The sequence below is a fragment of the Methylobacterium sp. WCS2018Hpa-22 genome, assembly GCF_031843785.1.
Lineage (GTDB): Bacteria > Pseudomonadota > Alphaproteobacteria > Rhizobiales > Beijerinckiaceae > Methylobacterium.
In genome coordinates this window covers 249113-263343 of the sequence record NZ_JAVTJA010000003.1, presented here as the reverse complement: position 1 = coordinate 263343, position 14231 = coordinate 249113, and the positions used below count along the sequence as shown (strand labels likewise).

General features: G+C 66.4%; 8 protein-coding genes and 1 pseudogene. 2 read left to right on the top strand and 7 right to left on the bottom strand.

All coding sequences use genetic code 11. The features are described 5' to 3' along the window. Nucleotides 1-232: 232 nt before the first annotated feature. The 7 genes and pseudogenes from RQI43_RS05685 to RQI43_RS05655 form a co-directional block, all read right to left on the bottom strand. Entirely contained in the window at nucleotides 233-736 is a 504-nt protein-coding gene (locus tag RQI43_RS05685) for a hypothetical protein (protein WP_311274518.1), read from the bottom strand. A gap of 378 nt (nucleotides 737-1114) precedes the next feature. Further along, nucleotides 1115-1996, bottom strand: a complete 882-nt coding sequence (locus tag RQI43_RS05680; RefSeq protein ID WP_311274517.1) for a tetratricopeptide repeat protein — start codon at nucleotides 1994-1996, stop codon at nucleotides 1115-1117. A 94-nt stretch (nucleotides 1997-2090) separates the two neighbouring features. Beyond that, complete coding sequence (locus tag RQI43_RS05675; protein WP_311274516.1) at nucleotides 2091-3455, bottom strand: HlyD family type I secretion periplasmic adaptor subunit; 1365 nt, start codon at nucleotides 3453-3455, stop codon at nucleotides 2091-2093. Nucleotide 3456: 1 nt separating this feature from the next. After that, nucleotides 3457-5703 (bottom strand): peptidase domain-containing ABC transporter, encoded by a 2247-nt coding sequence (locus RQI43_RS05670; protein ID WP_311274515.1) that lies wholly within the window; start codon nucleotides 5701-5703, stop codon nucleotides 3457-3459. A gap of 61 nt (nucleotides 5704-5764) precedes the next feature. Next, a complete protein-coding gene (locus tag RQI43_RS05665) occupies nucleotides 5765-8869 on the bottom strand; it encodes a hypothetical protein (protein WP_311274514.1) in 3105 nt (1034 codons plus the stop codon). A 153-nt stretch (nucleotides 8870-9022) separates the two neighbouring features. Continuing rightward, the gene (locus RQI43_RS05660; protein ID WP_311274513.1) at nucleotides 9023-9862 is read right to left on the bottom strand and encodes a hypothetical protein; all 840 of its coding nucleotides are present in this window, start codon (nucleotides 9860-9862) and stop codon (nucleotides 9023-9025) included. A gap of 821 nt (nucleotides 9863-10683) precedes the next feature. Further along, nucleotides 10684-10976: pseudogene (locus RQI43_RS05655) on the bottom strand (transposase); the annotation flags it as partial. On the opposite strand from RQI43_RS05655, the gene RQI43_RS05650 reads away from it, so the two are divergent. Then, nucleotides 10918-11469, top strand: coding sequence for an MFS transporter (locus tag RQI43_RS05650; RefSeq protein ID WP_311274512.1), 552 nt, complete (start codon nucleotides 10918-10920; stop codon nucleotides 11467-11469). The pseudogene RQI43_RS05655 and the gene RQI43_RS05650 overlap by 59 nt on opposite strands. A 336-nt stretch (nucleotides 11470-11805) precedes the next feature. Further along, nucleotides 11806-14127 carry a catalase/peroxidase HPI gene (gene katG / locus RQI43_RS05645; protein WP_311274511.1) on the top strand — a complete coding sequence of 774 codons (2322 nt, stop codon included), beginning with the start codon at nucleotides 11806-11808 and terminating at the stop codon, nucleotides 14125-14127. Nucleotides 14128-14231: the final 104 nt, after the last annotated feature.

The window sequence follows — 14231 nt, the reverse complement described above, 5'->3', positions numbered from 1 at the left end:
ATATGTGCTGTGCTTACGTTGAGTGCTTATAGTTTTGTCCAGAGGGAAAATTAGAAGGTTTTTCTCGGCGACAGGAACCTCCCTTCTAATACTTTTCCATCCTTGGATTGATCCAATGAGCCAATCTTGTGAACGACGCAGCCAAAATCGAAACAGGTTCGGTAGAATGCTGTGCCGAAGCATCGGGCTACTCGCCTTGTTGCCCGTGGCCTCCATCGCACAGGAAAGCTCTCTAGTTGCCTCGTCTCCATGTGGCGATAGATCTGCCATTCCAGATCCGGCAGTTTGCAAAGATCCCATCATAAAGCGCCTCGATTCCGAGGTTACAGCCGCCTACGAACAGGCTAAAGGGCGACTTCAGGGTGACCGAGCCCTGACCAGTGATCTTCAAGACAAGCAAAGGTTCTTTGTCGAGGATAGCGACAATGCCCACGCGACAGGGGGCGGCCGTCTGCAACGCTACCTCGAGACGTGGCAGCACTGGCTCGACGCAATCGGCCCTCCGCGAGAGGGATTTGCGGGTGCGTGGATCAGCGGGACCGGCAGTTTTCAAATCATACCACGGGATAAAACGACTTTTACAGTCCTGGTGCGTGCAGACGAGCCAATCCAGGGTATCTTCACATGCGAATTCATCGGCGTTGGACGGATGGACGGTGAAGTCCTTGATGTAGCGTGGGACAAGGCCGAGACAGGCGATGACGATGATGCTGAAGGGTGGACGCTTCGGATTCACCGATCCGGATATCTCCTCAGGCTCGACGAGCGTCGTAACGGTAGCGTGGCATCCTCGCCTCCGTTCTGCGGCGTTCAGGGAAGCCTAGCGGACAGCTACCTGCCTGCGCAGTATAAGCCTGAACCTGTCCTCACCTGGAGCACAACCATTACGAAAGATCGGAGCCGATAGGAATGTTATAGCGAAAAATCGGCTTTTCTCCTGCAACGTCATGACCAAGGTCGACTGCCTGTGTCAGTACCAGCGGAGAAAACGACTGTTTTCGACCGATGGACGCCCATCACCTCTACAAATAATCATCGCGCAATCTTGGCTCGTGCCGCAGTTTCTTGCTTCCGGCACGAACGGATCGATGACATTTCAAGCGATCTGATGACCTTAAGGAGAGGCGTTATCTGGCATTTCATGCAAGATCCGCCGAGCAGCTTCGTGCCCGAGTGCCGCAGCCCGACGATACCAAGCTTTGGCTGCGACTACATCAACCGGAACAGCCTCGCCACGGAAGCATAGGTCGCCCAGTAAGGCCGCGGCCTCCGCATCTCCCGAATGGGCAGCACGGCGCAACCAGCGCAGCCCCTCTCCGACGTTTCGCCGGCCTCCATCACGGCCATGCAACAGGATATCTCCCCACTTGGCTTGGGCCGCTGGCGAGCCGCCTGCAGCGGCGGCCTGGAACAGGCGATGAGCCGCCGATTTGTCTACGGGCACACCGATCCCCGCCTCTGTCAGCATGCCCAGGAGATGCAACGCGGCCGGCAAACGAGCATCCGCTGCTCGAGTCACCGCTGCGGCGCCGGTCGCCTCATCCGCGGGACCAGGGGCTGCCCGCAGTAGCGCAATCCCGGTGCCGAGCCACCCCTCCGGGGATCCGCTCTCGGCCGCGCGGCGATACCAGACAGCCGAAGCTTCCGGGTCACGCAATTCCGCCGGGCCATCCCGAAGAATCCAGGCGTACAGGACTTGCGCATCCGCGATGCCACCTTCGGCAGCGCGCTGTGCCCATGAGGCGGCTTCCACGATGTCTCGGGCGCAGCCGCTGTCGAACGGACCTTGCGAGCGCGGACTGGCGCGATTGCCTTGTGCCAGCAAGGCAGCGAGGTGGAATTGCGCACCCGAATGTCCCGCACTCGCAGCAAGGCGCAGCCATCGGATAGCTTCCGTTGCACATTGGGGAACCGTCTTGCCGGTGGAATAGCTTTGCCCGAGGTGGAAACACGCCTCGACGTCGCCAGCTCGCGCCGCGCGTGCAAGGCTGCGCAACCCGCGTACATCCTGTCGAGCGAGCCGTGAGAGGCCATGCCGCCGCGAGGCCGCGCATGGCCACGCCATCACCCACCTGAAGGGGCCATCTGGGTCACGGTTCACGCATGCCATCCTGAAGCGGAGTGAGCACACGCATCAGCAGATAGTCCAGCACCGTGCGTCGGCCCACAGAGACATCCGCTGCCACCGGCATGCCCGATACGACCCGGAACCCCTCCGGCACGTCGTGCAGGGCTGTCCGGTCGAGGGAAATCCTGATCCGGTAGTATGGCTCGGTGCTATCCTGCCGCGGCAGGGATGCCGCGGCCGGGTCCGAGCGCTCGGTGAAGCTTGCAGGGCTGATCGCCTGGACGGTTCCCTGCGCCGTTCCGTAGCGCGAGAACGGCAAAGTATCGAACTTCACCGTCACGGCCTGGCCGGGCCGGACCCAGCCGACATCACGACCCGACACCGCCGCTTCCACCTCGAGATGAGCGTCGTTCGGCACGAGGGTGATCAGTTCCGCGCCGGATTGCAGCACCGACCCGACGGAAACACGGGCGACACTCAGCACGATCGCATCGGCCTGTGCCCTCAAGGAGACCAGTCCTTGGCGCAGGTCCGCCTTGGCCAGAGCCGCCTGGGCGCCTGAGAGCCGGCTTTGTAGCAACGTCAGGTCCGCCTCGTTGTGGGCGATCCGGCCGCGGGCATAAGCCTCGCGTTCGCTGGCTTTGGCGTCCAGAGCGCTCAGTCCCGCCGTGACGGCACTCTGTGCCTCCTCGAGGGATTGTTGCATCTGCGCCTGTGTGTCGTTGGCCGCCAGCGTGTTCATCAGGCTGCCGACCTGCAGCCGCTGCAACTCGGCCCGGCGGCTCGCCAGATCGGTGGCGATGCCGAGACGCTTGGTGCCGATCGCGACGTCGGTTTGCGCCCGCTGCAATTGCGCCTGAAGCGCGCCGGTCTCGGCGTCGAAGCGCGCGAGGGTCGCGCGGTGTTCGGCCATCCGTTCTTCGAAGAGGGCAGCCTGTTGCACGTGCACGGGATCCTGCGTCGAAGGGGCGTAGGGCCGACCGGCGATCTCCGCCTGGAGTCGCTCGATCTGGGCCGTCAGGCTCGCGACCTGCTCCTGCCGGCTCGATTGGTCCGAGCCGGTGAAGGTGGGATCGAGTTGGGCGAGCATGTCGCCCTTGCGAACCAGTTGCCCGGGTTCGACGTGGATGGCGCGCACGATACTGGTATCCAGCGGCTGCACCACGAGGGTACCGTTGGGGGCCGCCACGATGCCGCGTCCGGTGACCACCTTGTCGATCGGGATGAACGCGAGCGCCGCGAGACTGCTCAGCATCAGCGTACTGATGACTAGAGTGGTGCTGCGCGCCAGCGGCTGCATTGGCAGCGTGACCAGGGCGCGGCTGGGGCCGGCGAAGTCGAGGAGAGCGGCAGCGCCGTCGTCCGGCTGGCGATGGAACCCGTACATCTCAGATCTCCGCCGCGACAAGTTCGTGGGTATCGGCCGGCGCCTGGACCGGCCGCCCCTTGGGTTCACGGTCGAGGTAACGGTTTTGCTGACGCCAGAGCTGCTGGTAGATCGCGCATCGCTCGACCAGCGCGTCGTGCGGCGCGATATCGACGAGGCGTCCTTGGTCGAGAACCGCGATGAGGTCGCAATCCAGGAGCGAGGACAGGCGGTGCGACACGATCACCATCGTGCGACCGCGGGCGATCCGCTGCAGGTTGGCGTTCACCACCGCCTCGCTCTCGGGATCGAGGGCACTCGTGGCTTCGTCGAGGATCAGCACCGGCGGGTCGGCGACCAAGGCTCGCGCGATGGCGAGACGCTGACGCTGGCCCCCGGACAGATTGGACGAGCCCTCCTCGATCCACGTGCCGTAGCCCTGCGGCAGGCGCTCGATGAACTCGTCCGCTCCCGCGAGACGGGCCGCCTCCATGGCGTCTTCAAGGGTGAGATTGGGACGTCCGGCCAGGATATTGTCGGCGACCGTCCCGCGGAACAGTACGTTGTCCTGCAGCACGATGCCGAACGAGCGGCGCAGATGCGCCAAGTTGATCTCACGCAGGTCGGTCCCATCGACCCGCACCGTTCCGGAATAGTCTCGGCTGATCCCCTGGAGAAGCCGCGTAATGGTACTCTTGCCGGAGCCGGAGCGGCCGACGATACCGAGCATCGTTCCGGCCGGGATTCCGAATGAAACGCCGTCGAGGGCCGGTCCACGGGCTCCGGGATAGGTGAAGCTTACGCCTTCGAGGCGCAGGGCACCGGCGATCCGCGGTGAGATGCCGCCTTGCATCGCCGCGGTCTCGGTCGGGTTGTTCAGCACCAGCGCGACCTGCTGCACGGATGTGCGAACCTCCTCCACGTCTTCGAGCAGCCGGGCGAAACCGATGAGGGGCGCCGCGAGTCGGCCGCTCAGCATGACGAAGGCGACGAGCGCACCGACCTGTACGCCGGAGACTCCGTCGAGAACGAGGTAGGCGGCAACCAGCAGGACCCCGCGATCGATGAAGCGCTCCGCCGGGAGGGTCAGGGTGCGCGGCCAGCGGCCGAGCCGGCCCGCCGCAACCTGCGCGAGGCCAGCCTCGGCGACGGCGGCGTCCCATGCCTCCCGCCGTTGCGGCTCGAGCACCAGCGACTTGACCGTCCGGATGCCCTGCACCGTCTCGACTAGCAGCCCGCTCTTGCGCACCTCGGCAGCGATCGCCCGGCCATAGGCGCGGCGCATCGCCGGCATGAAGGCTATGATCACGAGGGCGACGACGCCGGACGCTGCCAGCACCATCGCGGCAAGGATGGGTTGAAGCCAGAACACCACCGGCAGCAACACCAGCAGCGTGGTGCCGTCGAGGACGGTACTCATCAACTTTCCGGTCAGAAACGCGCGAATCCGGAAGATCTGGCCGATGCGGTGGTTGGTCTCGCCCGTGGGATGCCGCTCGAAATGATCGAGCGGCAACATCAGGAGTCGCTCGAACACAGCAAGATTGAGCTGTGCGTCGATCCGGGTAGACAGAACCTGTAGCGCTTCGCCTCGAGCATGGGTCAGCAGCGCCTCGAATAGCACAGTGATGCCGACCATGACGCCCACCAGGGTCAGGGTGGACCAGCTCTGATAGACCAGCACCCGATCGAGCACGATGGAGGTCAGCAGCGCGGGAACGATGGCCAGGACGCTGAGGACCAGGGATGCCAGCACGACGTGGCGAAGGATTTCGCGTTCGCCGAAAACGAGGCGGGCCACGGAGGCGAAGCCGAACGGTGCCTCGGCCTGCGCAACGCCACGTCCCTTCCGAACCAATAGCCCCTCGCCCGACCACCATTGTGAAAGCCGCAGGGCGTCCATCGGGACCGGCTCGCCCCGTGGATTAGCCGGATCCCGCAGCCAGGCGAGGTCGCGCTTGGTATCGGCCGCGACGACCAGGCCGGTGCTTCCATCGGTGAAGAGCACGACAACCGGGCGGTCGGGTGCGGCCTGGGCGAGTTGGCGCCAGGAGAGCTTGACCGCCCGCGCCCAGAGCCCTGCCTCCGATAGCCAAGCCGCCAAAGCAGCGGGTGAGGGTGGCACGCCCTCCTCCCTCAACCGGGTGCGATCGAGGTCGATGCCGTGAAAGCGCGCCGCCGCCGCGACGGCGGCGATGCGCAGTTCAGCCGGATCGGAACCGTCCGGCCCGCCAGGAGGCGGGCCGGCGGTGGAAGGGGAGTCCGGCATCGTTGTGGTCCTGGCAGATCTGAGGGTGTCCGGCCTCCCGAAAGAGGCCGCACGGCTCGTTTCAGCGTTGATGGAGGCTTGAGGTGGCTTGACCGGACTCGTGGGCGAGCCCCGCTACTCCGTGACGGTCGTCCTCTCCGGGCATCGGCAAGAGACCGGCCTGCGCCTCCGGATCGTGGATCGCCGCCGCGACTCCACCGGCTGGCGCGGGAACCGGGACCGCAACTCCCGGAGGAGACGAGGCCTGAAACAGCATGCTGTTGACCGCATTCCGTGGATCGCCGGTTCCAAGGCTGCTGATCTGCCCTGGCGGCAGGGTGAACAGCTCCGTCGCAGGTGCCGCATCGGCGCCCCCCGGAGCGGCTGCGGCTACGGCCGAGGAATCGGCTGAGGCAGTCCCGCCCGGCTGAGCGAGGCTCACCAGAGTTCCCCCTTGGCCGTCGCTCGCCAGGGTCAAGGCAGCCTGCGGTGCCAGTCCCTCGATCGCCAGAACGGCATGGTCTGTGCCGTTGCCGATCAGCACCTGCGAGGCTGCCATACCGCCGGCGGCGGTTGGTGCGCTACCGGGCGCACCGATGGCCTGGGTCATCGCCCCCTGCTGGTACGCGACGCCGGCGAGGTCGATCGCGTCGCCAGCCGCCAGTCCGGAGATGCCGTTGAGGAGGGCGCCGCTTCTCGTGACCGCCGCGTCCACCTTCAGCGTGCCCCCACTGCCGGTTGCAAACGTGATGTCGCCGGTGCCGGCCGCACCGGCCGCACCGAGTTCGAGGGTGCCGCCGTCGATGACGGTGCCGCCGGTATAGGTATTCTGCACCTCGAGCGCGACTGTGCCCGGCCCTGCGGCGATTACGGTACCGGCACCGGTCGCGCCACTTGCGTCATGTGACCCGGTCTCGTCGGAAATGACGTCGTTGATGGTCGTGGTCTGACCGGAGAGAGCCCCGAGTGTGATCGCCTGATTGCCCTGAATGAACCAGCCCGCGCCATAGGCCTGGCCGTCGCCGCCGCCGTTCTGTCCCTGGCCGCCAGCGACGGTATCGCCCGTGCTGCCGGAATTGACGACCGTCAGGCTCGACCCCTGCTCGACGAAGACCGCGCCTCCCGCACCCAGGCCGCCGCCACCGCCGTCACTCTGGGGGTTGTTCGTGCCGTCCCCTCCCGCACCGCCACCGAAGCCCCCCGGGGCGCCTGTGCCTGACAAAAGCGGTGCGCCGCCACCGCCGCCGCCGCCGAAGCCGCCATAGCCTCCCTGGGTCTGAGACCCGCCGCCGCCGCCGCCGAAGCCACCAGTACTTCCCTCGCCGCCCTCACTCGTGTCGGCGCCGCTCAAACCGTAGATCCCACCGCCGGCACCTGCGCCGCCTTGCCAGATGGCGCTACCACCATCGCCGCCGCCGCCCGCGACACTTCCGTGAGCTCCGATGCCGGCATCCGACGGAGCACCTGTGATCGGACCCGCCGTCCCCTGCGATCCCGTCGCGGCATCAATGCCGTTGCCCCCGACCGCCTGGGCTCCGATACCACCGCCGCCGCCGGAAAGCCCGACCAGACTGGAGGCGGTGTTGCCACCACTCCCGCCGAGGCCGCCGCCGCCGCCGTAGCCCTCGCCGTAGGCGCCGGAGATCCCTCCCTCACCGCCTTGCGCGGCGTCATTGGAGAAGTGTACGTCGGCGAGCAGAACGTTCGCACCGCCGGCCACCATCAGGCCGCCACCGAGGCCCGCGCCGCCGCCACCGCCGGACGCGCCGATACCTCCCATTCCGCCGGACGCGACCGTATCGGCAATCGTCAGGTCCTCGATGGCTGCATTCCCGCCGAGCACCATCAGCCCACGTACGAAGTCGTTACCATCGAGAGTATGCCCTTGGCCCAGGATGGTGACGGGGCTGCTGCCCTGCAGCACGGGCAGGTCGTTCGCACCCATGAGGGTGATGTCATTGGTGAACTCGATCGCCAGCGGCCCCGGCGTGGTGCCGGCATTGGCTTGGTCGATTGCCGCGGTGAGCTGCGCCTCGGTGCCGACGCGCAGGACGATGCTTCCCGGGGTCGGCGTGCCGAAACTCGCATCGGTGGCGGGTGGCGTACCGCCGGTCCCAGCCGGAAGGGCGAGTGCGGCGGACAGTGCCGACCGGTTGCCCGAGGCGTCGGCAGACAGTGCCGCGATGGGGCCGGCGCCGGCATCCGGCAGAATATCGGGCGACAGGCTGAACGTGCCATTCGATGTGGCGGTCGCAGTCCCGAGTTGAAGCAGGATGCCAGCCTGCGCTTGCACCTGATACAGGGTGACGGAGCTTCCGGCCTGGGCCTGGGCCTGGGCCTGGGCCTGACCGGACACGACCGGCGAGCCATCCGCAGCGGTCGTCTCGACCAACCCAGTCGGTGCCGGCATCGCCTGGGTCATGGTCAAGGTCGAGCCGCCCTGGCCATCGCTCGCCACGGCGAAGGTAGCCCCGGCGTTCAGACCTTCGATCAGGACCGACTCCGACTGCGCGCCGTTCGAGGCCGTGACCTGTGTGGCGGTTTGCCCGTCCGTGGCCATGGCTCCGCCGACCGTCCCAACCGTGACCTGGGTCGCACCGGCGAGACCTGCGAAGTCTACCCGATCACCGGTCTGCATATCGCGCAAGCCCGTAACGAGAAGGCCGCCAGCGGGAAGGGCGGGAGCATCCACGCGCAAGGTCGCGCCGTCGCCGGTATCTCCAAAGGCGATCGCACTGGTAGCGCCTGCGGCCCCGCTCGCCGCGAGCTCCAGCGTGGTGCCGTCACCGATGACGATGCCTCCCGAGAGGGCGTTCTCTTCCGTGATCGCGACGGTACCGCCGCCGACGGCCATCACCACTGCCGCGCCGCCCTGACCGCTCGGATCATGGACGCCGGACTGGTCGGAGATTCCCCCACCGAGTGTCGTCGTCTCGCCCGGCTTGGCGAAGGCCGTCAGGACCTGATTGCCCGAGAGGAAGATCGAATTTCCGTATCCCTGGCCGCTTCCTCCACCGCTCGCACCCTGGCCACCGGTCGCCGTGTCGCCGGTGAAGCTGCCACCTTCGATACTGATCGTGCTGGTACCGTCGGCGAAGGCACCGCCGCCGAGACCCGCTCCACCGCCGCCGCCTTCCCTAGCACCGGCACCGCCGCCGAATCCGGCCTGGCCCTGGTCGACGCCCATGATGCCAACGGCGCCGCCACCACCGCCACCGCCACCGCCGTAGCCGGCGGCTCCACCACCACCACCGCCGCCGCCGCCATACCCGCCATTACCGCCGACGTCGCCGCTGTCGCCATCTCCGGCGCTGCCGGCGCCACCGCCTCCCCAACCGCCCTAAACGCCATTGGCGCCGAGGCCTCCACCGACGCCCGCGGCATCGTTGTTGGCGGATGTGCCATCGTCCAAGCCCAAGCCACCATCCGCGCCGGTCAGGATGGAACTGCGCCCACCAGGGCCGCTGGCGCTCCCCGTCGCCGCAATGCCGAGGCCGCCGCCACCGCCGCTGCTGCCGTCCCGCCCATCGTCCTCGTCGGCCTGAACTAGGGGGTTGAGGTGCTGGCCGATATCGCCGAACACACCCCCGACGCTCGAATGCCAGGCGCTTCCCGCTCCCCCGGCGCCGCCCATGCCACCGCCGCCGCCATATCCCGCACTCCCGAGCAGAGCGCCGGCCTCCCTTGCGCCGCCCTGTCCGCCGGTGGCGGCGTCGTTCGTGAACGAGACGTCATCGAGGGCGATCGTCGCGTGGTTGACCGCAAGCACGCCGCCACCGAGACCCGCGCCGCCGCCGCCGCCGCCGCCGGCCTTGCCGATGCCGCCGGCGCCCCCCTGGGCGACAGCGTCCTGAATAGTAAGGTCTTTCAAGAGAGCCTGCGTATCGTCCACCATCAGGCCGCGGTAAGTATCGGCACCGTCGAGCACGTGTCCTTCGCCGTCGATCCGAACCACGCCGAGGGGCTGGTTCAGCGCTGGAAGGTCCGCATTCAGGGAGATGTCGGCCGTGACATGGATCGCGTAGTTGCCAGGCGAGGCGTTGACCGTCTCGATGGCGGCGGCGAGCTGGGCTTGATTGGCGACAGCGAGGACTTGCACTGCCCCATGGGTGGGGAGGATCGATGGCGCCGTGGGCGTGCCGTCCGGGTTCCAAGGGGTGCCGGGTTGCAGCGTCGACACCTGCTCATCCGGCGACCCCTTGGCCACCGGATAAAGTAGGATGCCCGCCGCGACCACGGCAGAAGCCGGCCCGGCGAACTCGCCTCCGACTCTCACAGCGTTTCCAAGATACCCAAGTGATCTAATGAAGACTGCAGCTCCATCTGGCGACAGTGAGCTCGCGAAGTTGGCCGCCCAGTCATTGAAGCCTTGTGCGAACGCCGATCTAGTCCCGTAATTCTCCGCATCCCTCAGAATCGTGGAGCCATAGCCGCTCGATTCATCGAGCACGCTGTCTTCGCCTGCCACCCCCGGGACGGTCGGTGGACCCCCGTTAGGCCCGACTGCCCTTCGCAGTCCCTGCAAAAGGATGCTGACTTCTGTACCGCCGGCGGTCGTATTGACGGCCTCCTGTACAGTCCCACCCTCAGGATTTGCCTGATTTTCGATAGTCGCGCCAGACATGCTCTAACCTTTCGTCGTCACATCTGGGGATGCGGTTCATCTTTATGGCCCGCTCTTGAAGCAACGAGGCAACGTCGCAGCCAGAACTTGATAAACAATTGAATGACGTAGCTGGTATGACACCAAGGTGAGCGGAAACTTAATAAAACGACATGCAATGAGTTGTTGTACGTGGTCGCCCCGACCGCGTTCGATCCACCGATCCCAGGCTGACTCTGACGCTACCGCCAAGCTCGCTTGCGCTCTGGTAGTCGGGCGAACTGCTAGAGCAAATCGGTTGTCATGCTGCAGAATATGGACGCGAGCTTCTTTCCGCTGAAAGGAAAGAGCCACGCTCCTTATGAGCCCCGAGCCACCACCCTTAGAGCGTTCTCGATTTAATCTGGCTCATATTCTGCTGCGGCGAAGAAGTTGGCGCACTCGTCGGGTGTGACGGCGTCGACGAGGCGCCCGATGGCCGACCACATTCCCTCGACGGTCCGTTCCTCGGCTTTGCGCAGCAGCGCTTTCAGCTCCGAGAAGGCCATCTCGATAGAGTTGAAGTCGCTGCGCGGTCCTTCGGTTCGGGGCTGTAGGGCGGGAGGAACAACAGCTGTGCGCCCGCGGCCTCGATGGCGGCTCGCACGGCAGGCCCCTTGTGGCTGCCGAGGTTGACCCAGCAGACCCTGTCCTTCTACGTCCAGGACCTGCTCAGCCTCGACTCTGCGGCTGCGACGCGACACGTCGGCTTCGCCCTGGCCGGTTTCGCGTTGGCCGCCCTGGCGAGCCAGATCCTCATCGTCAGACAGCTCTCGCCGACGCCGCGTACGATGCTGAGACTTGGAGCGGCAGGACTACTGACAGGTTTCGTCGCCCTCGCCTTGGCACAGAATCTTGCCCTCATCGTCGCTGGCTGCATCGCCTTGGGCGTCGGCTACGGCGTCATCATGCCGGGTCTGCAGACCACGGCCTCCCTGGCGGTCGGGCAGGCTGAGCAAGGCGCCGCCGCAGGACTGGTCTCCGCCGCCATGGCTCTCGGATTCGTGGTGGGGCCGATCCTCGGCACCTCCCTCTATTACGTCCAGCCGCGCCTCCCCTTTCTGATGGCCGTCGGCCTCAGCATTCGCCTCCTGGCCGCGGTCGCATCCGATCGCCTCGCTCCCGTCGCCCGGAGGATCGGATGATGACGCATCCGATCCCCCTCGCGATCTCCCTCGGCAGAGCGACGTTTGCGGTGCTATCTCTGCGTGCATCATCGCGGTCGGCTCAGAAGTGGGTTGCGCGCCGAGGCCTCGCGCAAACGTGAGGCGGCTTCGTGTCAGGCGTTTCCGACGGCGTCCCGCAAAGATCGAAGGCGACCGCACCTTGATTTTTGTTAGACGCGCCAGATTTCGCTCGCAGCGTCGGGTCGCGCGAAAGTTGCTGTCGCTCGAGGCGTTGCACGCTCCACGTCGCATCAGGCGACAGACAGGCGACCCGATCCGTCCGATGGCGCCGGCCCTGCGCCAAGGGAAACGTTGATGAACGAGTTGATGATCGACAAGACCAATACCGAATCGTACCCGATGGCCGGCAAGTGCCCGTTTGGCGGCGATCGCATCGGCGGAGCACTCGGCAGCCGTCCGGCACTGGAGAACTGGTATCCCCACCGTCTGAGGGTCGAACTCTTGCACCAGAATGGGGTCGCGTCGGATCCGCTCGGACCGGATTTCGACTATGGCAGCGCATTCCGGACGATCGACCTCGATGCCCTGAAAAGCGACATCAAGCAGTTCCTGACCTCGTCGGTGGCGTGGTGGCCGTCCGATTACAAGAATTACGGCCCGCAGATGGTCCGCATGGCCTGGCACTCGGCCGGTACCTACCGCATCGCGGACGGGCGGGGCGGGGCCGGCACCGGGATGCAGCGCTTCGCGCCGATCTCGAGCTGGTGGGACAACGGCAACACCGACAAGTCGCGCCGGCTGCTGCAGCCGATCAAGCACAAATACGGCAACGCCCTCTCCTGGGCCGACCTGATGGTGCTCACCGGCAACTGCGCCCTGGAGATCATGGGCCTGCCGACCTACGGATTCGCCGGCGGACGTCTCGACGCCTGGGAGGCGGACAACGCCACCTACTGGGGCCCCGAGGTCGTCGAGATGGGCAAGGTCTCGAGCTTCGACGAGATGGTCAACCGTGACGAGCGCTGGCGCGGCAAGAACGGCGACGCCGACTACGACCTGGAGAACCCCCTCGCCGCTTCCCACCAATCGCTGATCTACGTGAACCCCGAGGGACCCTACGCGAACGGCGACCCGCAGGGCTCGGCCAACGACATCCGGACGACGTTCACCCGCATGGCCATGAACGACGAGGAGACCGTGGCGCTCATCGCCGGCGGTCATGCCTTCGGCAAGAGCCACGGCATGACGCCCGCCAAGGAGATCGGACCGCCGCCCGAGATGGCGCCGATGGAGGCGATGGGGCTCGGCTGGCACAACCCGAACGGCGCCGGCTCGGGCAAGGACACGATGACGAACGGCATCGAGGGCAGCTGGACCCCCGATCCGACCCAGTGGGACAATGCCTACCTCGAGAACCTCTTCCGGTTCGAGTGGGAGCAGACCAAGAGCCCGGCCGGTGCCCTGCAATGGACCCCGACGGATCCGAACGCGCCCAAGACCCCCGACGCCCATGTGGCGGGGCAGATGCATCCCCTCATGATGATGACCTCCGACATCGCCCTCAAGGTCGATCCGGAATACCGCAAGGTCTGCGAGAAGTTCCTCAACGACTTCGATGCCTTCACGCAGGCCTTCTCCAAGGCCTGGTACAAGCTCACCCACCGCGACATGGGCCCCAAGCACCGCTACCTCGGCCCGGAGGTGACGATCGAGGACGGTCTGCTGTGGCAGGATCCGATCCCCGATGCCGCCTATGCCCCGGTCGGCGAGTCCGAGATCGCCGCCCTCAAGCAGGCGATCCTGGCTCGGAACCTCTCGGTCTCGGACCTGGCCTTCACGGCCTTCTCGGCGGCCTCGACCTACCGGGACAGCGACAAGCGCGGCGGCGCCAATGGCGGCCGGCTCGCCCTGGCCCCGCAGAAGGATTGGGCCGTCAACCGGCGAGCCGCGCCCGTGGTCGAGGCGCTCCGTGGGGTCATGGCCGACTTCAACCATGGGCGCAGCGACGGCAAGCAGGTCTCACTGGCCGACCTCATCGTGCTCGCCGGCTGCGTCGCCGTGGAGAAAGCGGCTCGGGACGCCGGGGTCGAGACGCAGGTGCCGTTCACGCCCGGCCGGGTCGATACCACGCATGACCTGACCGACGTCGAGATGTTCCAGTGGCTGAAGCCCGTCGTGGACGGCTTCCGCAACTACGTCGATGACGGGTTCGGGGAGATGGCGCAGCGTCTGGCGCCGGAGGAGATGTTCCTCGACAAGGCCAACCTGCTGACGCTGACCGCGCCGGAATGGGTGGTGCTGACCGGCGGCCTGCGCGCCCTCAACGCCAACCACGACGGGTCGAACCGGGGCATCTTCACCGACCGGGTCGGCGTGCTGACGACGGACTTCTTCCGGAACCTGACCGACACGAATCTGGTCTGGGAGAAGGCCGACTCGGCCGGGACGTCCTTCGCCCTCAAGGACCGCGAGAGCGGGCAGACGAAGTTCCAGGCCACGCGCAACGATCTCGTCTTCGGGTCGAACGCGCAGCTGCGCAACATCGCCGATGCCTATGCCGGCAGCGATGGCCAAAGCCGGTTCGTGGCGGATTTCGTGCGGGTCTGGGACAAGGTGATGATGCTGGACCGGTTCGACGTGAAGGGTCACCGTCGTTACGGACCCATGGCGGCCTGATCGTCGCGGCTGCGAGCAACCCGTGCCCCCGTTCCACCCTTCGGTGGGCCGGGGGCACCACGAGAGCGGGTCGGCTCAGAGGCAACGTGTCATCGCCTGGATGT